A 20463-nucleotide genomic window follows, 5' to 3' on the forward strand; every position below is an offset into this window, starting at 1 on the left:
TACTGATCACATCATGAATTGTGAGCATACCAAACATTCCATTCAGGAACGTTATGCATTCCCACAAGATTTACCGCGCGATATAGCCAAAAGTGTAGTGAAGAAAGGCACTTTCCACGTCTGAACAGAGACGCTACTATGGCGCCTCTTTTTTATGGGGCGAGATATGCGTGTATTACTGGCGCCGATGGAAGGCGTGCTCGATTCGCTGGTGCGCGAGCTGCTGACCGAGGTTAACGATTATGATTTATGCATCACCGAATTCTTGCGCGTGGTGGATCAACGCCTGCCGGTAAAATCCTTCTATAAAATCTGCCCGGAACTGCATCGTCAAAGCCGTACGCCTTCCGGTACGCTGGTGCGTATTCAACTCTTAGGGCAATACCCGCAGTGGCTGGCGGAAAATGCGGCGCGCGCGGTTGAACTGGGCTCCTGGGGCGTCGATCTCAACTGCGGTTGCCCGTCGAAGCTGGTCAACGGCAGCGGTGGGGGCGCGACGTTGCTCAAAGATCCTGAGCTTATTTACCGTGGCGCAAAAGCGATGCGTGAAGCGGTGCCGTCGCACCTGCCGGTGACGGTAAAAGTGCGTCTTGGCTGGGACAGCCCCGCACGCGCGTTTGAAATTGCCGATGCGGTACAGCAGGCCGGCGCCAGCGAACTGGCGGTACACGGGCGCACCAAAGAAGATGGCTACAAAGCGGAGTGCATTAACTGGCACGCGATCGGCGAGATCCGCAAGCGGTTAACCATTCCGGTGATTGCCAATGGTGAGATCTGGGACTGGCAAAGTGCGCAGGATTGTATGGCCGCCACCGGCTGCGATGCGGTGATGATTGGCCGTGGCGCACTGAATGTGCCGAATCTGAGCCGGGTGGTGAAGTACAACGAGCCGCGTATGCCGTGGCCGGAGGTTGTCGCGCTACTGGCGAAATATTCGCGGCTGGAAAAGCAGGGCGATACCGGTTTGTATCACGTTGCGCGCATCAAACAGTGGCTCGGCTATTTACGCAAAGAATATTCTGAGGCCAGCGAGTTGTTTACCGAGATCCGCGCCTATAAACATTCCGACGATATCGCACAAGCGATCGCCCGCCAGCGCAGCCGCGTTGGCGTCTGACACGCGCCGGTGAACCTTTCGCAGGCTGTCTCGTTATGCGCTCGAATAAAGCTGGGTTGAAGTGCGGGTGTGGATTGTTACTGTGCAAGCAGGCGAAACCTGATCATCTGGCAACTGCCGGAGGTCAGGTTTTTTTGTTTCCGGGGTCTGAATGAATAGCGCCAAAAAGTAAACAACATTGTTGTAGTGGTGCCGGGTGGCGGCCGCACGCGCGCAAGTGGTGATGAGTTACACCCGGTGAAAGCCGATTGATCTGGAAAGCGCCGCCAAAGCGAAGATCGCCAGACGTTGCGGTTTTATTGATGTCGAACGCGATGATAGCGGCAGCGGCCCCGGCACACAGCCGTAAGAACTGTTTCTGCTGGTATCGCGCTGTCATCGCCAGTAACGGCGAGAGCCTGAAATAACCCGCATTCCGCCCGCGCAAACCGGGCAGAACGCGTCAGTTAAGACGCTTAGCAATAAACTCTTTCAGCCACATTACCGCCGGATCGCTGCTGTGGCGCTGATGCCACAGCATCGCCAGCTCAATTGGCTGCACATCGAGCGGCAGCGGGCTGCTCGCAAATCCTCGTCTGCGCTGCCACTCCTGCGCCAGGCCTGCCGGTACGGTCGCCAGGGCTGGCATGGTCTCCAGTAATCCCGGCAGGGCGGCGAAGTGCGGCGTGGTGTAGTGGATGCGGCGCTGATGGCCGGTTTTGGCCAGTAGCGTGTCGAAGTGGCTGCTGGTGGCTTCCCGGTAGCTGACCATTAAATGCGGCTGTGCGGCAAAAGTATCGATATCCAGCGGTGCGCTCAACGCCAGTTGTTGCGGGTGCCAGAGCGTGATAAACGGCATGGTGGTCAGCACTTCGCGCTCCAGCCAGCGCGGCCCGGCCTCGGCGACGCTTATCGCCATATCCATTTCGCCGCCTTCCAGCCGACCGGCATCGCTGAATGGATCGCTGGCCACCACATTCAGACGCATGCCGGGCGCGGCCTGTTGCAGCGCCGGGATCAGCTTTGGCATCAGCCACATTTCCACCCAGTCCGCCATGCCAAGCGTCAGCGTGACGCTGGCAGTCTGCGGATCAAAGGCCGTTTGCTGAAACAGGGCGCTTTGCAACTGTTCCAGCAGCGGTAGCAGTTCCGTATGCAGTTCGATGGCGCGGGCCGTCGGCTGCATTTTATGGCCGCTACGGATAAACAACGGGTCGTCAAACAGCGTGCGCAGGCGTGACAATACGCCGCTCACCGCCGGTTGACCCAGATGCAGCTTATCCGCCGCAGCGGAAACGCTCTGTTCGCGAAACAGCACGGCAAAGGCGATCAGCAAGTTAAGATCGATTTTGCGAAAATCATTCTCTTTGATAGTCATTATTACTCCAATCAATTGGAGTGATAGTAGCCGTTGCCGGATACTGGCGCAATGAAAACGACTGGAGAAGAGTATGAAACATTATCCACTTCTGTTGGCGCTGGCGACGGCAGGTTTGAGTTTTGGCGCTATTGCCGCCACACCGCTTTCAACGCACCAGCCGCAAGCGCCGGGCTTTTACCGTATGGCAATGGGCGACTGGCAAATCACCGCCGTTTCCGATGGCACCGTCGCGGTGCCGTTCGACAAATTGCTGACCCATATCACCCCGGAAAAGTTGCAGGAACGGATGGCGCAGGCCAGTTTACCCGTCAATGCCGAAACCTCGATCAACGCCTTTGTGATTAACACCGGTAAGCAGTTAATTCTGGTGGATGCCGGTGCCGGGCCGTTGTTTGGCAATGCAGGCGGCCATCTGCCGGAAAACCTGCGTGCGGCGGGCATTGATCCGGCCACCATCGATACCGTGCTGCTGACGCATATTCATGCCGATCACTCCGGCGGCGTACAGCGCGGCGGCAAACCGGTGTTCGCCAATGCCACCGTACGGGTCGATCAGCGGGATGTTGATTTCTGGCTCAACCCGGCACATGAAAAAGAGGTGGAAGAGGGGCAACGCCATACTTTTTCGGAGTCCGAGCGCTCACTGCGCCCGGTGATAGATACCGGTAAGCTCAACCCTTTCCGCGCGCCGACGCAAATTATTCCCGGCATTGAAGCAATCCCGGCACCGGGTCATACGCCAGGCAGCGTGATTTACCGCGTCACTCACGGCGGTAAGACGCTGATGCTGTTGGGCGATATTATTCACGCGCATCCGGTGCAACTACCGCAGCCGGAAGTGGCGATCCATTTTGACGTTAACCAGCAGCAGGCGGTAAAAACCCGGGAAAAGGTGCTGGCGCAGGTCGCGCGCGAAGGTGACTGGGTGGCAGCGGCGCATATCGCTTTCCCCGGTATGGGTAAAGTGATCAAAGCGGAGAGTGGCTATCGCTGGGTGCCGGTGAATTACAGCGCGAAGGGGAATTAACCCGCCATGCCGGGTAGCGCCCGCTACCCGGCGCTACTTTAGAAGATCATCTTAAATACGCCGGTGACCACCAGCAGACCAATCAGAAAGATAATCAGGATTGCCCAAAGCAGTATCTTCATCATTTTCTTCGTCCTTTTTATATGCAGGTAGTTAAAAGCGTAGGCAATCTCACGCAGTTGTGCCTTTTTCCTATACTTACCTGTCTATTTGTTAACCAGAGGACGACCTATGCCTGTAACCAAAGTTGCGATTGTGACCGCCGCCGATTCCGGGATTGGCCGACAGTGTGCGCTGATGCTGGCCGAACAGGGATTTGATATCGGCATTACCTGGCATTCGGATGAAAACGGCGCGAAAGAGGCTGCGTTGCATGTTGAGGATCTTGGGCGGCGGGCGGAAACCATCCATCTCGATCTGAGCCAGTTGCCGGAAGGGGCGCAGGCGATTGAGACATTGATTTCCCGCTTCGGGCGTATCGATGTGCTGGTGAATAACGCCGGGGCGATGAGCAAAGCCCCGTTTCTTGATATGAAATTTGATGACTGGCGCAGCATTTTCACCGTTGATGTCGACGGCGCGTTTCTCTGCTCGCAAATCGCCGCCAGGCACATGGTGCAGCAGGGGCAGGGCGGGCGCATCGTCAATATCACCTCGGTGCATGAGCATACGCCGTTGCCGGACGCCAGCGCCTATACTGCAGCCAAACACGCGCTCGGCGGCTTAACCAAATCGATGGCGCTGGAGCTGGTGGATCACAACATTCTGGTAAACGCCGTCGCGCCGGGGGCGATAGCCACGCCGATGAATAACATGCGCGACGAAGATGCAAAACCGGGGTCGTTACCCATTGTTCCACTGACAAGACCGGGCACCACCAAAGAGATAGCCAGCATGGTCGCCTGGCTCTGTTCAGAACATGCCAGCTACACCACCGGACAATCGTTGATCATTGATGGCGGTTTTATGCTGGCTAACCCGCAGTTCAAACCGAAAACGGCTTAGTCGTTTGACGCGTTGCGCTGGCGTTTTTTCCGCCGATGATGGAACCACCAGCGCAGCGCAACCACCAGCACGATGGCAAGAATCAGCCAGATCCAGCGTTTTACATGCTGGTCGAACTGGTGCAGCCACGGGCCAATTACTTCTCCGCCTACGTAACCGAGGGTGGTAAACAGCAGCGCCCAGACGATGGCGCCAACAATGTTGAGCGGCAGAAAGATTTTCGGCCGCAAGCGACTGGTGCCAATCAACAGTGGGCCAATAATGCGAAAGCCGTACATAAAACGTGAGCCGATAACAAACAGGTAGGGATGGCGGCGGATGAGCGACTGCGCCTGGTGGATTTTTTCCCGGTGGCGGGAGAAGCGGCGCAGGATTTTCGTGCCGTAGCGTCTGCCGACCAGATAAAGCAGCTGATCGCCGATCATGCCGCCAAGCGCCACGGATACCACCACCAGCCAGAACCGTAACAGCCCCTGATGCGCGGCAACACCGCCCAGCAGGGTAATTGTCTCTCCTTCAGCCACACTGCCAATCACCAGCGCGGCGTAGCCGTACTGGCTAATCAGATGATTGATATCCATTGTTTTTACGTCCTCCCGGTAAAACGCTTATAAGCATACACCCGATATCGCGCCTTCGCCGGAATGACGCCGTTTCGTTGTCGCGGCATTTTTGTTGCTGTACAAAAAACAATCGCAATAGTGAATTATACTGACAGTGTCGATGTTCGGGCTGTCAGCGAGGGGGCGTTATGAACCATGTCTGGGGACTCTTTTCCCATCCCGATCGTGAAATGCAGGTTATCAAAGGCGAAAACGAGACAATTTCGCATCACTACACCCACCATGTATTAATCATGGCGGCCATTCCGGTTGTATGCGCGTTTATTGGTACCACGCAAATCGGCTGGAATTTTGGCGAAAACAGTGTGGTGACGCTGTCATTGTTTACCGGTTTCTATCTGGCGGTGCTGTTCTATGCGTTGATGCTCGGAGGCGTGGCGGTAATGGGCCGCGTTATCTGGTGGATGGCGCGTAGCTTGCCGCAGCGGCCTTCATTAGGGCGCTGTATGGTGTTCGCCGGTTATGTGGCGACGCCGCTGTTTCTCAGTGGGATTGTGGCGCTCTATCCGCTGGTCTGGCTTTGCGCGCTGGTGGGGACGGTGGCGCTGTTTTACACCGGCTACTTGCTGTATGTCGGTATCCCGACCTTCCTGAATATCAATAAAGAAGAGGGCTTAAGTTTCTCAAGCTCGACGCTGGCGATCGGGGTGCTGGTGCTCGAAGTGCTGCTGGCGCTGACGGTGATCCTGTGGGGTTACGGTTATCGCTTGTTCTAAACCTGTTGCGTTGCTGGCGTAAATGTCGGCAACGCAATCTCTCGCAACGATTATCCTCTGGCGACAACCCTGCGTGGCGGCTATTATGCCAAAGCCAGCTCTGTTATTGCTCCGGCTGACAGAAGCGGTGTGCGTAATAACGTGCGTGAATAATTTTCAGAAGTCTCACCATGCAGAAATTTCGAGTTTCCTTATTAAGCCTGGCGTTAATCCTGGCTGCGCCCGTGGCGCCGTTTGCCGTCGCGAAAACCACAGCGGCGACCACCGCCGCACAACCTGAAATCGCTTCAGGTAGCGCGATGATTGTCGATCTGCAAACCAATCAGGTTATCTACTCCAGCCACCCTGATCTGGTGCGTCCTATTGCTTCCATTACCAAGCTGATGACGGCGATGGTGGTGCTGGATGCGCACCTGCCGCTGGATGAGAAACTCAAAGTGGATATCAGCCAGACGCCGGAGATGAAAGGGATCTATTCTCGCGTGCGCCTCAATAGCGAAATCAGCCGTAAAGATATGCTGCTGCTGGCGCTGATGTCCTCAGAAAACCGTGCGGCAGCAAGCCTTGCGCACCACTATCCGGGCGGTTATAACGCCTTTATCGCGGCGATGAACGCCAAAGCGAAAGCCTTAGGCATGACGAATACGCGCTATGTGGAACCGACGGGGCTGTCGATTCACAACGTCTCCACCGCCCGCGATCTGAGCAAACTGCTGATTGCCACCAAACAGTATCCGCTGATTGGTCAGCTCAGCACCACGCGTGAAGAGATGGCCACCTTCTCTAACCCGGCGTACACGCTGCCGTTTCGCAACACTAACCACCTGGTGTACCGCGATAACTGGAACATTCAGCTAACCAAAACGGGCTTTACCAATGCGGCAGGGCACTGCCTGGTGATGCGCACCGTCATTAACAACAAACCGGTGGCGCTGGTGGTGATGGATGCGTTTGGCAAATTTACCCATTTTGCCGATGCCAGCCGTTTACGCACCTGGATTGAAACCGGCAAAGTGCAGCCGGTTCCGGCTTCTGCATTAAGCTATAAACGCCAGAAAGCGGCGCAGATGGCGCAAAATCCGTCTGCGGGTGAGCAGACCGCGCAAAACGATTAATTACTCCGGCAGCGTCCAGTCACCGTCGTTGAGTGGACGCTGCATAATCAGCGTATCCCGCCAGTCGCCTTTCTTGTAGCCGACGCTTCGCAACTGCCCGGCAATCTCAAAACCGTGCTTTTTATGCAGTCGCAGCGAACCGGAATTGTTGTTGCCATCGCCAATCACTGCAATCAGTTGCCGCCACGGGCCCGCTTCACAGCGTGCGATCAACGCGCTCATCAACGTACTGCCAATACCGCGCCCGGTCATACTGGCATCCACGTAAATCGACTCTTCAAGGGTATAGCGATACGCCTCGCGGGGACGGTAATAACCGGCATAGCAATAGCCGACCACGATGCCGTGATAGAGCGCCACCATCCACGGTAAACCCTCTCTGGCGATGTTGTTCATGCGGGTGCGCATTTCATCAATAGTAGGCGGGACTTCTTCAAAGGAGGCGCGGCCGTGCAGAACATGCCAGGCGTAAAGCGAAGCAATGGCGTGAACGTCTTCAGGGCAGGCGTCGCGCACTACCACCGCAGGACCGGATAAGATATCGACAGCTGACATGACGGGTGTGCTCCTTCAAAGCAGGCGGCCATAGAAACGTTTCTCTGGCGCTGTTCGCTACTCTATTACGAAAGGAGCACACAATACAGCCCGTCGCCGGGTTATTTCATCGCCGTTGACGATGCGTTATCCGTAGCAGCGTCTTCCTGCCAGAACTTACGCTTGCTGGTTTTACCGATGCCGGGGTTCATGCTGTTTGTCGGGTCGTTTTCTTTATAAAAACGTTTTAACGGCTCGGCGGCTTCATACAGATGGCCGACGTTATGCTCGGCCGGATACTGCGCGCCACGCTGGCGTAACAGTTCCAGCATTTGCGCTTTCAGCGCATGGGCATCCACGCCTTTTTTCACAATGTAATCCTGGTGGAAAACATGGCACATAAAGTGGCCGTAATAGAGTTTATGCACCAGTTGGCTGTCGATTTCCGGCGGCAGATGCTCAAACCAGTCGTTGTCATTGCGGCGCAGCGCGATATCCAGCGCCAGAATATCTTCCACTTCATCCGCATGAACCGCCTGGTAACGGATCGCCGCACCGGCGGCGGCAAAGCGGTGTAAAAACGCTTTGCTCCCTTCTTCCGGCGTACAGACAAAGAAATCACCCTCGGCACTGGCAAAGTAGGTTTTCAGCCAGTTTTCTGCTTCCGCAATGCCATCGCCGGACATTTTCAGCAGCAGGTGATGTTCATATTTATCGCGCCACGCTTTCATGCGCGGCGGCAGGTGAGACGGGAAAAAGCCGCTGATTTTTTGCAATGAGCGGTCAATAAAATGCGGCTTAAACACCGTCGCTTTTTCCAGTAACGCTTCGGTGCGGCCTTTCATGGTGAAGAAGAACGGCATTTTGTCAGTGCCGAGTTTATCGATCATCAGGAAGGTGTCTTTGCCGTAGCGTTCGGCGATATCGTAAATATCGCGATGCATATACTCACCGGCGACCGGCAAATGCTCGAAGTTCGCCAGAATATGACGGCGGATCTCCGCCAGCACCGCCGTTTGATTGGTGCCGATGTAGAAGACCTGCTGGCGCGTTTCGGCCGGGAAGGTGTCCAGACGCACGGCGAAAACCGCCAGTTTGCCGGCACAGCCGGACGCTTCGAACAACCGCTGCGGGTCGGCGTTGTAACGCGCCGGGGTGTCGGCATCGACATCGCGCACGCGGGTGACGTAATCATGATCGTGGCCGTGGCGCTGGTCGTGCAGCACGTCGCTATCGCTCACACGATCGTCATCAAGTTTACTGAGGATCTGCTCCGGCGTTTCCCCCAGCGAAATGCCTAAATGGTTCACCAGCACCAGTTTGCCCTGCTCATCGATACGCGCGAACAGCGACATTTCGGTGTAGGCCGGGCCGCGCTGCACCAGCGAACCGCCGGAGTTATTGCAGATCCCACCAATCACCGATGCGCCAATGCACGAGGAACCGATCACCGAATGCGGTTCGCGACCCAGCGGTTTAAGCGCTTTTTCCAGCGAATAGAGCGTGGTACCAGGGTAGGCCAGCACCTGTTCGCCGTTATCCAGCAGATGCAGCTTATCAAGACGCAGGGTGCTGATAATTACGATTTCCCGGTCATAATCATTGCCGTTTGGCGTTGACCCTTCCGTCAGCCCGGTGTTCGCCGCCTGCATCAGGATAATTTTATCGGCGTTAACACAGGCCTGCAGAACGCGCCACAATTCGACCAGCGAGCCGGGAAAAACCACCGCCAGCGCATTGCCCTGGCCAGAACGAAAGCCTTTACGATAGCGGGCCGTTTTGGCCGGGTCGGTAAGCAGATGAGAAGCGCCAACCAGCCGTTTGAGTTCGCTGATAAACGCGTTGTTTGGATGTGACATTATCCACTCCTTGTGGCTAATCATTGTTCAAGACATTTCATTCTTCGGGCCGCTTTTTACTGGCGTTAGCGCCCGGAAGCTTATCTCAGTAAGCGTCATAAGAATGTGAAGACCTGCCGCTTTGGCGCGTTATGCATGATGACGTGTAAAGTGCGCATTAATGTTAGCCCCGTAAAACCAAACGGGGGAGCGAATTCGCATAAAAATCAGAGTCCAACTCTGCAACACGTGCCAGGATTATGGCACACTGCGTTTCTTTCGCGGCCAGTGACCGCGGTTATGGGTGAAAAAACAAGAGAGTAAACGACATGAAATGGCTATGTTCTGTAGGTGTCGCTGTGAGCCTCGCGCTGCAACCAGCGCTGGCGGAAGAGATGTTCGGCAACCATCCGCTGACGCCAGAAGCAAGGGATGCGTTTGTCACTGAGTTGCTCAAAAAAATGACGGTCGATGAAAAAATCGGCCAGCTGCGTTTAATCAGCGTCGGGCCGGATAACCCAAAAGAAGCCATTCGCGACATGATCAAAGCAAGCCAGGTCGGCGCAATTTTTAACACCGTCACCCGGCAGGATATTCGCGCCATGCAGGATCAGGCGATGCAGCTAAGCCGCCTGAAAATCCCTCTGTTTTTTGCCTATGACGTGGTACACGGCCAGCGTACCGTCTTCCCGATTAGCCTCGGTCTTGCCTCCAGCTTTAACCTTGATGCGGTGAAAACCGTTGGTCGCGTTTCTGCCTATGAAGCCGCTGACGACGGCCTGAATATGACCTGGGCGCCGATGGTTGATGTCTCGCGCGATCCGCGCTGGGGCCGCGTTTCCGAAGGGTTTGGCGAAGATACGTACCTGACCTCTGAAATGGGGCGCACCATGGTCGAAGCGATGCAGGGCAAAAGCCCGGCCGATCGCTACGCGGTGATGACCAGCGTGAAACACTTCGCCGCCTATGGCGCGGTAGAGGGCGGTAAAGAGTACAACACCGTTGATATGAGCCCGCAGCGCCTGTTCAACGACTATATGCCACCGTACAAAGCCGCGCTGGACGCTGGCAGCGGCGGCGTGATGGTGGCGCTGAACTCCCTCAACGGCACACCGGCTTCCTCCGATTCATGGCTGCTGAAAGATCTGCTGCGTGATGAGTGGGGCTTTAAAGGCATCACCATTTCCGATCACGGGGCGATTAAAGAGCTGATTAAACACGGCACCGCCGCCGATCCTGAAGATGCCGTGCGCGTGGCGCTGAAATCCGGCATCAACATGAGTATGAGCGACGAGTACTACAGCAAATACCTGCCGGGCCTGGTGAAATCCGGCAAAGTGACGATGGCGGAGCTGGATGATGCCACCCGCCACGTGCTGAATGTGAAATACGATATGGGGCTGTTTAACGATCCGTACAGCCACCTGGGGCCGAAAGAGAGCGACCCGAAAGATACCAATGCCGAAAGCCGTCTGCACCGCAAAGAAGCGCGGGAAGTGGCGCGTGAAAGCATGGTGCTGCTGAAAAACCGTCTGGAAACGCTGCCGCTGAAAAAATCGGGCACCGTGGCGGTGGTGGGCCCGCTGGCCGACAGCAAACGCGATTCGATGGGCAGCTGGTCTGCGGCAGGCGTTGCCGATCAGTCCGTTACCGTGCTGACCGGTATTCGCAACGCGCTGGCCGGTAAAGGTGAAGTGGTGTATGCCAAAGGGGCAAACATCACCAATGACAAAGATATCGTTAATTTCCTCAATCTTTATGAACCGGCAGTGGTTGTCGATCCGCGCTCCCCGCAAGCGATGATTGATGAAGCGGTCGCCGCGGCGAAAAAATCCGACGTGGTTGTTGCGGTAGTGGGCGAAGCGCAGGGCATGGCGCATGAAGCCTCCAGCCGTACCGATATCACCATTCCGCAGAGCCAGCGTGATTTGATTGCCGCGCTGAAAGCCACCGGCAAACCGCTGGTATTGGTGCTGATGAACGGTCGCCCGCTGGCGCTGGTGAAAGAGGATCAGCAAGCCGACGCCATTCTGGAAACCTGGTTTGCCGGCACCGAAGGCGGCAACGCCATTGCCGATATTCTGTTTGGTGACTACAACCCGTCCGGTAAGCTGCCGATGTCCTTCCCGCGCTCTGTCGGGCAGATCCCGGTCTATTACAGCCACCTGAACACCGGGCGTCCGTATGATGCCGATAAACCAAACAAATATACCTCTCGTTACTTCGACGAAGCGAACGGCCCGCTCTATCCGTTTGGCTATGGCCTGAGCTACACCACCTTCAAAGTTTCTGACGTGAAGATGTCTGCACCGTCGATGACGCGCACCGGCAAAGTGACCGCCAGCGTTGAAGTGACCAATACCGGCAAACGCGAAGGCGAAACGGTTATTCAGATGTATTTGCAGGATGTCACCGCGTCAATGAGCCGCCCGGTTAAACAACTGCGCGGCTTTGATAAGGTGAACCTGAAACCGGGCGAAACCCAAACCGTTAGCTTCCCGATCGATATCAATGCGCTGAAATTCTGGAACCAGAAGATGAAGTACGATGCGGAGCCAGGCAAATTCAATGTCTTTATCGGCGTTGATTCTGCACGCGTTAACCAGGGCGAGTTTGAACTGCGTTAACCTCTCACAGGCCGGGAAACCGGCCTGATTTCCCTCGCTATACCTTATTCCTTAATCGTTTAACCTTCTGACGCGACAAAGCTGCTAATTTTCGGCTACGCTCTTTTCTCAAGCTGCTGAAAAAGGCGGTAAAAAATGAGGGAAGTACAATGACAATCATGAAAAAGATTGCGTGCTCAATAGGGTTGATTGCCGCGGTGAGCCTCCCGCTGCAGGCGGCGGAGCCGGTGAAGGTCGGTTCCAAAATTGATACCGAAGGGGCGCTGCTGGGCAATATCATTTTGCAGGTTCTGGAAAGTCATGGCGTAAAAACAGTCAATAAAGTGCAACTCGGCACCACGCCAGTGGTGCGCGGCGCGATCACCTCTGGCGAGCTGGATATTTACCCGGAGTACACCGGTAACGGCGCCTTCTTCTTTAAAGATGAGAACGATGCCGCGTGGAAAAACGCGCAGCAGGGCTACGAAAAAGTCAAAAAGCTGGATGCTGAAAAAAACAAACTGGTATGGCTAACCCCCGCCCCGGCGAACAATACCTGGACAATCGCGGTGCGTCAGGATGTGGCGCAAAAAAACAAACTTAACTCCCTTGAGGATCTGAGCCGCTACCTGAAGCAGGGCGGTGAATTTAAGCTCGCCGCGTCGGCTGAATTCATTGAACGTACCGATGCGCTGCCCGCGTTTGAAAAAGCCTATGACTTTAAATTGAAGCAGGATCAGCTGCTGTCGCTGGCCGGTGGCGATACGGCGGTCACCATCAAAGCGGCGGCGCAGCAAACCTCCGGCGTTAACGCGGCGATGGCCTACGGTACGGATGGACCGGTGGCGGCGCTCGGTCTGCAAACCCTGAGCGACCCGAAAGGTGTGCAGCCCATCTACGCACCAACGCCGGTAGTACGCGAATCTGTGCTGAAAGCCTACCCGGAACTCGATACGTGGCTGAAGCCCGTATTTGCCAGCCTGGATGAGAAAACGCTGCAAAAACTCAACGCCAGTATTGCGGTGGAAGGACTGGATGCGAAGAAAGTCGCGGCAGACTACCTGAAAGAAAAAGGCCTGGTGAAATAATTACCCCTATGGATGTTTCGATACGCTGCCATAACCGTGTGTTGTTGCTGTTGGCGGTGCTGGGCGGGCTGGCGGCGTGGCTGCCGTTTGTGAACTATGCGCCAAACCGGCTGGTTTCCGGTGAAAGCCGCGCCTTATGGCAGCTTTTTTCCGCGCTGTGGCTACTTGCGCCCTGTCTCTCACTGGCAATCAGCTTTATTCCCGGTCGCGGTGCGCAGGTGGCAACGTTGCTGTTTACCGAAGCGCTGTTCTGCCTGCTGATATGGAGCGCGGGCAGGGCGGCGACCGATCTCGTGCAGACGGGCAGCCCGCTGGCGCGCACATCGCCCGGCAGCGGGTTGTGGCTGTGGCTGGCGCTAACGCTGTTGGCCTGTAGCGATGCGATTCGCCGCGTTGTGTCCAACCCCGTGTGGCGCTGGTTGCTGCATGCGCAGGTGTGGTGCCTTCCTCTCTATTTATTGCTCAGCGGCGCGCTGGATAATCTCTCGCTGCTACGCGAATACACCAATCGGCAGGATGTGTTCAACGATGCGCTGGCGCAGCATTTAACGCTGTTGTTTGGCACGTTGCTACCTGCGCTGGTGGTCGGCTTTGCCATCGGGCTGTGGTGCTATCGTCATCCCTCTCGCCAGGGGCCGGTGTTCGCGGTGCTCAACGTCATTCAAACCATTCCGTCGGTGGCACTGTTTGGCTTACTGATTGCGCCGTTAGCCGGGCTGGTAAAGCAATTCCCCGAACTTAGCCAGTTGGGGATTGCCGGCACTGGCATGACACCTGCGCTGATTGCGTTAATCCTCTATGCCTTACTGCCGCTGGTGCGCGGTGTGGTCGCCGGGTTAAACCAGGTGCCGCAGGAGGTGCTGGAAAGCGCCGAAGCGATGGGCATGAGCGCGCGCCAGCGTTTCTGGCAGGTGCGCGTGCCGCTGGCGCTTCCGCTGCTACTGCGCAGCCTGCGGGTGGTGGCGGTGCAAACGGTCGGGATGGCGGTGATTGCCGCATTGATCGGTGCGGGTGGGTTTGGTGCGCTGGTCTTTCAGGGGCTGCTGAGCAGCGCGCTGGATCTGGTGCTGCTGGGCGTCATTCCGGTTATCGCCATGGCGGTGATCGTTGATGCGTTATTTGGCTTAGGGATAGCACTGCTGAAGGTGAAACATCATGATTGAATTTAATAACGTCAGTAAAACCTTTGCTGGGCAGCCCGCGGTAAGCCATCTCGATTTACAGGTTAAAACGGGTGCGTTTTCGGTGCTGATTGGCACCTCGGGTTCCGGAAAATCCACCACCCTGAAGATGATTAACCGGCTGGTGGAACACGATGAAGGCACAATTACTTTTGCCGGGGCGGATATCCGCTCGCTGCCGGTGCTGGAGCTGCGCCGTCGCATGGGGTATGCCATTCAGTCGATAGGTTTATTTCCTCACTGGACGGTGGCGCAGAACATAGCCACCGTGCTGCAACTGCAAAAGTGGTCACGCGCGAAGCGCGACGCGCGGGTCGATGAACTGATGGCTCTGCTGGGGCTGGAGCCTGCCCTGCGCGAGCGCTTTCCGCATCAGCTCTCCGGCGGGCAGCAGCAGCGGGTGGGCGTTGCCCGCGCGCTTGCCGCCGACCCGGAAGTGCTGTTAATGGATGAACCTTTCGGCGCGCTTGATCCCGTAACCCGCGCGGCGTTACAGCAGGAGATGGTGCGCATTCACCGCCTGCTTGGGCGCACCATTGTGCTGGTGACGCATGACATTGATGAAGCCTTGCAACTGGCCGATCACCTGGTGCTGATGGATGGCGGAAAGGTGGTCCAGCAGGGGACGCCGTTATCGATGCTGACCGCGCCGCGTAACGATTTTGTGCGCGAGTTTTTTGGCCGCAGCGAGCTTGGCGTGCGGCTGCTCTCATTGCGCCAGGTGAGCGCTTATCTGCGCAGTGAACGCGTTGCTGTCGGCGAACCGCTTCAGGAAGCGATGACGCTGCGTGAAGCGCTCTCGGCGTTTGTCGCCCAGCAGTGTGAAGTATTGCCGGTGAATAATGCGCAGGGGCAGCCCTGCGGGAGCCTGCATTTTCGCGATTTGCTGCGCGTGGAGGCCGCCTGTGAAGATCCTGCGTGACCCGCTGCTGTGGCTGATGGCGCTGTTTGTTGCGCTGCTGGTCTGGTTACCGCATAGCGCGGCGCTGTTCAGTACACTTTTTCCGCAGCTCCCGCGCCCGGTCTATTTGCAGGAGAGTTTTATTTCGCTGACCGTCGCCCATTTCTCGCTGGTCGCGGTTTCCAGTGTGATTGCGATTGTGCTGGGGGTCGGCGCAGGCGTTGCGGTCACGCGTTCTGCCGGGCGGGAGTTTCGCCCGCTGGCGGAAACCATTGCCGCCGTGGGGCAAACTTTTCCTCCGGTGGCGGTGCTGGCGATTGCCGTGCCGGTAATGGGCTTTGGTAAACAACCGGCGATTATTGCGCTGGTGCTATATGGCGTATTGCCGATCTTACAGGGCACGCTGGCGGGGATCGCCTCGGTGCCGGAAAGCGTGCAAAGCGTGGCGAAAGGCATGGGCATGAGCGCGTGGCAGCGGTTGTTGAAGGTGGAGTTGCCGCTCGCCGCACCGATGATCATCGCCGGGGTACGCACGTCGGTGATCATTAATATCGGCACCGCCACCATCGCGTCTACGGTCGGTGCAAGTACGCTGGGGACGCCAATCATCATTGGCCTGAGCGGTTTTAATACGGCTTATGTGGTGCAGGGGGCGGTGCTGGTGGCGCTGGCAGCGATTATTGTCGATCGGGGATTTGAGCGGCTGGCGCAGCGGCTCAACCGACACCGCCACGCACAATAAACGAATAACCGGCGAGCATGACGCCACCAATTCCGCCGATGGCCATCAGCAAAAAGATAGCGATAACAACAATTTTACCAGACTTCATTTTATGCTCCTTCTGAATCAGGCTGGCATTATAAAGGCAAGTTGAGTTGTTAATAAAACATTAAATGCCGAGCAACCAGACGCTGTGCCCCGCTTCGCGCCATGCCAGCATCTGCTGTTGCTGTGCTTCTCCCGGTGTTTCGCCGCACCACACCAGCAGTGTCCGGCCGGGAAACATCTCCGGGCGCAACTGGGGCAGGGCGTGCGCCAGAATGTCCACCCGCCATCCCTGCTGGCTTGCCATCCAGCCCTCCAGCCACAGGCGCGTGGTGTCCTGCACATTCCAGCCAATCACCAGCGCGTCTTTACCCGGTTTTTTACGCGCAGAAGTCAGGCAGCCGGAAATGTAATTGATCAGGATCCCGTCAAGCAGGCTCAGCATCGCCAGCAGGGCGGGCTGCTGAGTTTGTAGCCGTAATCGTAAGGGGATAAGCAGATGTGTTGCCAGCGCCTGGGCCGGATAGTCGCGCCCGTGCTCTTTGATCCACTGATGCAGGCGATGCGGGTCGCCCTGTTGCAGGTATTGCAGGGCGGTTTCCTGCTGGGCGCGCCAGCCATCTCGCGTCTCTTCCAGCGCTGAAGAGAGCAGCTTTTGCACTTTGCTGACCTGCACGCCGGTCTCTATCCAGCGTTTGATCTCCCGGATGCGGTCAATGTCCTCTTCGGTGAATAACCGGTGGCCGCCATCCGTGCGCTGGGGTTGCAATAGTCCATAACGTCGCTGCCAGGCCCGCAGCGTCACGGGGTTGATTTCGCATAACAACGCCACTTCACCGATTGTGTAAAGCGCCATGGTGTTACCCTCGCCAGCCGACTCCCTGTATAACTGTAGCCGCTGCCGCCTGGCGCAGGATGCGCAGCCGCAAAATTGCGCAAAATGTGTGCGAACGGTTAATCAATGTGGCTTACTTTGTGATGCGGAGCACGATTTTGTATTTTTTTGCAGCGCTTCAAAGAAACATCTGAAAACACCCTGTATGTTACGCGCTTTAGTTGATGTGGTGTGGCGGGTATGTACGAGTTCAATCTGGTGTTGCTGCTGCTTCAGCAGATGTGCGTGTTTCTGGTTATCGCCTGGTTGATGAGCAAAACGCGGCTGTTTATTCCGCTGATGCAGGTAACCGTGCGCTTACCGCATAAGCTGCTGTGCTATGTCACCTTCTCCATTTTCTGCATTCTCGGTACCTATTTCGGCCTGCATATCGAGGATTCTATTGCCAACACGCGCGCGATTGGCGCGGTAATGGGCGGCCTGCTCGGTGGCCCGTTAGTGGGCGGTCTTGTCGGGTTAACCGGCGGTATTCACCGCTATTCGATGGGCGGCATGACCGCGCTGAGCTGCATGCTCTCTACGTTTGTTGAAGGGTTGCTCGGCGGCCTGGTACACCGCGCGCTTATCAAACGCGGGCGCACCGATCTGGTGTTCAGCCCGTTTACCGCCGGGGCGGTAACTTGCGTGGCGGAGCTGATCCAGATGCTGATTATTCTGCTTATCGCCCGTCCATTTGATAGCGCGTTACACCTGGTGCAAAGCATCGCCGCGCCAATGATGGTCACCAATACCGTTGGTGCGGCGCTGTTTATGCGCATCCTGCTCGATAAGCGCGCAATGTTCGAAAAGTACACCTCGGCGTTTTCCGCCACTGCATTAAAAGTGGCAGCGTCGACGGAAGGGTTTTTGCGCCAGGGTTTTAACGAAGAGAACAGCATGAAGGTGGCGCTGGTGCTCTATAAAGAGCTCGATATTGGCGCGGTGGCGATAACCGACAGGGAAAAACTGCTGGCCTTCACCGGCACCGGCGACGATCACCATCTGCCGGGGCGGCCCATCTCGTCGGTCTGGACGCAGCGCGCCATTGAAACCGGGGAAGTGGTTTATGCCGACGGCAACGAAGTGCCTTACCAATGTTCGCTCCACCCGCAATGCAAGCTCGGTTCGACGCTGGTGATCCCGCTGCGCGGCGAAAACCAGCGCGTGGTGGGGACGATTAAGTTGTATGAAGCGAAAAACCGCCTGTTCAGCTCCATCAACCGCACGCTGGGCGAGGGGATTGCACAACTGCTTTCGGCGCAGATCCTTGCCGGGCAGTACGAGCGGCAAAAGGCGCTGCTTACCCAGTCGGAAATCAAACTGCTGCACGCGCAGGTAAATCCGCATTTCCTGTTTAATGCCCTGAACACGCTAAAAGCAGTGATCCGCCGCGACAGCGATCAGGCCGGGTTGCTGGTGCAATATCTCTCAACGTTCTTTCGTAAAAACTTAAAACGCCCGTCGGAAGTGGTAACGCTGGCGGACGAAATTGAACATGTGAACGCCTACCTGCAAATTGAAAAAGCGCGTTTTCAGTCGCGCTTGCAGGTGCAATTACATGTGCCGGAAGCGCTGTCGCACCTGCAACTTCCGGCGTTTACCCTGCAACCGATCGTGGAAAATGCCATCAAACATGGCACGTCGCACCTGCTCGGCGTGGGCGAGATTATGATTAACGCCAGCCAGGACGGGCGGCATCTGGTGCTGGATATTGAAGACAATGCCGGGTTGTACCAGCCGAAAACCGACGCCAGTGGATTAGGGATGAGCCTGGTGGATAAGCGCCTGCGCGCGCGGTTTGGCGATGAGTGCGGCATTACTATTGCCTGTGAGCCGGATCTGTTTACCCGCATTACCCTACGACTCCCGCTGGAGGAACACGCATGTTAAAAGTGCTGATTGTTGATGATGAACCGCTGGCCCGGGAAAACCTGCGTATCCTGCTTCAGGAAGAGAGCGATATTGAGATCGTTGGCGAGTGCGGCAACGCCGTCGAAGCGATTGGCGCGGTGCATAAACTGCGTCCGGATGTGCTGTTTCTTGATATCCAGATGCCGCGCATTAGCGGGCTGGAGATGGTCGGGATGCTCGATCCGGGAAACCGGCCGTATGTCGTGTTCCTGACCGCGTTTGATGAATACGCGGTGCAGGCGTTTGAAGAACATGCGTTCGATTATCTGCTTAAACCGATTGAAGCCCGCCGCCTGGAGAAAACCCTCAGCCGCTTGCGCCTTGAGCGAAACGTGCAGGATGTGTCGGTGCTGCCGGAAAACCAGGAAGCGCTGAAATTCATTCCCTGTACCGGGCACAGCCGGATCTGGTTATTGCAGATGGACGAAGTGGCGTTTGTCAGTAGCCGCATGAGCGGCGTGTATGTGACCAGCCAGGAGGGCAAAGAGGGGTTTACCGAGCTGACGCTGCGCACGCTGGAGAGCCGTACGCCGCTGGTGCGCTGCCACCGCCAGTACCTGGTCAATATGGCGCACCTGAAAGAGATCCGCCTGGAAGATAACGGCCAGGCGGAGCTACTGCTGCGCGATGGCCTGACGGTGCCGGTGAGTCGACGTTATCTGAAAAATTTAAAAGAGGCGTTGGGGTTGTAAATTCCTGTGCGATGCCTACACTGCGCGCTGGTTCATCATTTCCGGAAACAAATATGCTTAATAACGATATCCTGCGCAGCGTGCGTTACACCCTGCAAGCTGATAACACCGCGCTGGTGCGCATTCTGGCACTGGCAGACACGGCAGTGACCGTTGAACAGCTGGCGCCCTGGTTGCGCAAAGAAGACGAGGAAGGTTATAAGCCGTGCCCGGATATTGTGTTGTCCGCGTTTCTGAACGGTCTTATTTATGAAAAGCGTGGCAAAGATGAAACCGCGCCGCCGCTGGTGGCTGAACGCAAGTTGAATAACAACATTGTGCTGAAAAAGCTGCGCATCGCTTTTTCGTTAAAGACTGACGATATTCTGGCTATTCTGACCGCTCAGCAGTTCCGCATCTCGATGCCGGAAATCACTGCCATGATGCGTGCGCCGGATCATAAGAATTTCCGCGAATGCGGCGATCAGGTGATGCGTTATTTCTTGCGTGGGCTGGCGGTACGCGAGCAAAAACCGAAGGGTAAAACCGAAGCGGAATAATCGATAATCCTTCAGGCTGCATCGCTGGTGGTTTAGCGCCAGGCGGGTATCGCCAACAACGCGCAGCTTGAAGGAGAACAGGACTTACTGCACTTCTTTAAAGCCGCGTGATTTCAACAGCTCTTCTGATTTCTTCATGCTGATTTTGCCATTGACCGTGCCGGTAAACTCGGAACCCTGCAGGTTGTTCAGCGCAGCAAAATCGACCTCGTTGTAATCCACATCCAGCGTCTCTTGCGCGTAGGTTTCCTGATAATCCACGCTCTCTTTGATCCCTTTAATGCTCTGGTATTTTTTGCTGATCGGATCCAGCACTTTCATCGCCTCGTCTTTTGTCTTCGCGCCAATGGAAGCGTACTCAATTTTATTTTTGGCGGTCTGGCGTTCAACCTCGTCACCTTTGTAGTAATAGGTCAGCGTCACTTCGGTGCCCGCCTGCGCAAAGGTAAAGGTTTTACTCTGCTCTTTTTCCCCACAGCCGGTCAGACCAATGAGTAAAGCGACAGAAAAGAGTGCGGCGATGAATTTACTCAATTTCACGATATTCCCCTGTTTTCCATGTGAAGTAAT

General features: G+C 56.2%; 21 protein-coding genes. 13 read left to right on the forward strand and 8 right to left on the reverse strand.

What is annotated here, in order from left to right; all coding sequences use genetic code 11:
* Positions 1-166 precede the first annotated feature (166 nt).
* On the forward strand, positions 167-1117 hold the full coding sequence (dusC, locus tag O3S68_RS01950; RefSeq protein ID WP_097407459.1) for a tRNA dihydrouridine(16) synthase DusC: 951 nt from the start codon (positions 167-169) through the stop codon (positions 1115-1117).
* Between the two features lie 442 nt (positions 1118-1559).
* Here dusC and O3S68_RS01960 read toward each other — a convergent pair whose 3' ends face one another.
* Complete coding sequence (locus tag O3S68_RS01960) at positions 1560-2474, reverse strand: LysR family transcriptional regulator (protein WP_269230684.1); 915 nt, start codon at positions 2472-2474, stop codon at positions 1560-1562.
* A gap of 73 nt (positions 2475-2547) precedes the next feature.
* Here O3S68_RS01960 and O3S68_RS01965 point away from each other — a divergent pair, with 73 nt between their 5' ends.
* Complete coding sequence (locus tag O3S68_RS01965) at positions 2548-3504, forward strand: MBL fold metallo-hydrolase (RefSeq protein ID WP_269230685.1); 957 nt, start codon at positions 2548-2550, stop codon at positions 3502-3504.
* Between the two features lie 38 nt (positions 3505-3542).
* Here the strand turns inward: O3S68_RS01965 and yohP are convergent, their stop codons facing one another.
* On the reverse strand, positions 3543-3629 hold the full coding sequence (gene yohP, locus O3S68_RS01970; RefSeq protein WP_017459799.1) for a small membrane protein YohP: 87 nt from the start codon (positions 3627-3629) through the stop codon (positions 3543-3545).
* A 106-nt stretch (positions 3630-3735) separates the two neighbouring features.
* Between yohP and O3S68_RS01975 the strand changes: the two genes are divergently transcribed.
* Positions 3736-4509, forward strand: coding sequence for an SDR family oxidoreductase (locus tag O3S68_RS01975; RefSeq protein WP_097407461.1), 774 nt, complete (start codon positions 3736-3738; stop codon positions 4507-4509).
* Here O3S68_RS01975 and O3S68_RS01980 read toward each other — a convergent pair.
* Entirely contained in the window at positions 4506-5090 is a 585-nt protein-coding gene (locus O3S68_RS01980) for a DedA family protein (RefSeq protein WP_020454371.1), read from the reverse strand. The two genes, O3S68_RS01975 and O3S68_RS01980, sit on opposite strands and share 4 nt — an antisense overlap.
* A 170-nt stretch (positions 5091-5260) precedes the next feature.
* Between O3S68_RS01980 and O3S68_RS01985 the strand changes: the two genes are divergently transcribed.
* Positions 5261-5848 carry a Yip1 family protein gene (locus O3S68_RS01985; protein WP_020454370.1) on the forward strand — a complete coding sequence of 196 codons (588 nt, stop codon included), beginning with the start codon at positions 5261-5263 and terminating at the stop codon, positions 5846-5848.
* A gap of 170 nt (positions 5849-6018) precedes the next feature.
* On the forward strand, positions 6019-6963 hold the full coding sequence (gene pbpG / locus O3S68_RS01990) for a D-alanyl-D-alanine endopeptidase (protein WP_045510793.1): 945 nt from the start codon (positions 6019-6021) through the stop codon (positions 6961-6963).
* Here the strand turns inward: pbpG and O3S68_RS01995 are convergent, their stop codons facing one another.
* Both O3S68_RS01995 and dld read right to left on the reverse strand, forming a co-directional pair.
* Complete coding sequence (locus O3S68_RS01995) at positions 6964-7518, reverse strand: GNAT family N-acetyltransferase (protein WP_020454368.1); 555 nt, start codon at positions 7516-7518, stop codon at positions 6964-6966.
* A gap of 101 nt (positions 7519-7619) precedes the next feature.
* A complete protein-coding gene (gene dld / locus O3S68_RS02000; protein WP_269230686.1) occupies positions 7620-9356 on the reverse strand; it encodes a D-lactate dehydrogenase in 1737 nt (578 codons plus the stop codon).
* A gap of 308 nt (positions 9357-9664) precedes the next feature.
* On the opposite strand from dld, the gene bglX reads away from it, so the two are divergent.
* The 5 genes from bglX to O3S68_RS02025 all read left to right on the forward strand — a co-directional run bounded on the left by bglX (position 9665) and on the right by O3S68_RS02025 (position 15853).
* Positions 9665-11962, forward strand: a complete 2298-nt coding sequence (gene bglX / locus O3S68_RS02005) for a beta-glucosidase BglX (RefSeq protein ID WP_044489420.1) — start codon at positions 9665-9667, stop codon at positions 11960-11962.
* Between the two features lie 149 nt (positions 11963-12111).
* On the forward strand, positions 12112-13029 hold the full coding sequence (gene osmF, locus O3S68_RS02010) for a glycine betaine ABC transporter substrate-binding protein OsmF (RefSeq protein ID WP_020454365.1): 918 nt from the start codon (positions 12112-12114) through the stop codon (positions 13027-13029).
* Positions 13030-13037: 8 nt separating this feature from the next.
* The gene (locus O3S68_RS02015) at positions 13038-14192 is read left to right on the forward strand and encodes an ABC transporter permease (protein WP_269230687.1); all 1155 of its coding nucleotides are present in this window, start codon (positions 13038-13040) and stop codon (positions 14190-14192) included.
* Positions 14185-15132, forward strand: a complete 948-nt coding sequence (locus tag O3S68_RS02020) for an ABC transporter ATP-binding protein (RefSeq protein ID WP_269230688.1) — start codon at positions 14185-14187, stop codon at positions 15130-15132. The genes O3S68_RS02015 and O3S68_RS02020 overlap by 8 nt, the downstream gene beginning before the upstream one ends.
* On the forward strand, positions 15116-15853 hold the full coding sequence (locus O3S68_RS02025; RefSeq protein ID WP_269230689.1) for an ABC transporter permease: 738 nt from the start codon (positions 15116-15118) through the stop codon (positions 15851-15853). Before O3S68_RS02020 ends, O3S68_RS02025 begins: the two co-directional genes overlap by 17 nt.
* Here O3S68_RS02025 and O3S68_RS02030 read toward each other — a convergent pair.
* Together O3S68_RS02030 and mlrA are read right to left on the reverse strand one after the other, a co-directional pair.
* Entirely contained in the window at positions 15828-15941 is a 114-nt protein-coding gene (locus O3S68_RS02030) for a protein YohO (protein ID WP_020454361.1), read from the reverse strand. The two genes, O3S68_RS02025 and O3S68_RS02030, sit on opposite strands and share 26 nt — an antisense overlap.
* A 60-nt stretch (positions 15942-16001) precedes the next feature.
* Positions 16002-16733 (reverse strand): HTH-type transcriptional regulator MlrA, encoded by a 732-nt coding sequence (mlrA, locus tag O3S68_RS02035; RefSeq protein WP_020454360.1) that lies wholly within the window; start codon positions 16731-16733, stop codon positions 16002-16004.
* 219 nt (positions 16734-16952) lie between these two features.
* Between mlrA and O3S68_RS02040 the strand changes: the two genes are divergently transcribed.
* From O3S68_RS02040 to O3S68_RS02050, 3 genes are read left to right on the forward strand one after another with little or no spacing between them, the layout of a single operon-like run.
* Positions 16953-18641 (forward strand): sensor histidine kinase, encoded by a 1689-nt coding sequence (locus tag O3S68_RS02040; RefSeq protein WP_020454358.1) that lies wholly within the window; start codon positions 16953-16955, stop codon positions 18639-18641.
* Positions 18635-19354: a two-component system response regulator BtsR gene (gene btsR / locus O3S68_RS02045; protein ID WP_017459820.1), complete on the forward strand. Its 720-nt coding sequence runs from the start codon at positions 18635-18637 to the stop codon at positions 19352-19354. The genes O3S68_RS02040 and btsR overlap by 7 nt, the downstream gene beginning before the upstream one ends.
* Positions 19355-19407: 53 nt before the next feature.
* Positions 19408-19893, forward strand: a complete 486-nt coding sequence (locus tag O3S68_RS02050; RefSeq protein ID WP_020454357.1) for a DUF1456 family protein — start codon at positions 19408-19410, stop codon at positions 19891-19893.
* Positions 19894-19977: 84 nt separating this feature from the next.
* Here the strand turns inward: O3S68_RS02050 and O3S68_RS02055 are convergent, their stop codons facing one another.
* Positions 19978-20433: a YehR family lipoprotein gene (locus O3S68_RS02055; protein WP_020454356.1), complete on the reverse strand. Its 456-nt coding sequence runs from the start codon at positions 20431-20433 to the stop codon at positions 19978-19980.
* Positions 20434-20463: the final 30 nt, after the last annotated feature.

Origin of the sequence: Kosakonia sp. SOY2 (assembly GCF_027109175.1) — a bacterium.
Classification (GTDB): domain Bacteria; phylum Pseudomonadota; class Gammaproteobacteria; order Enterobacterales; family Enterobacteriaceae; genus Kosakonia.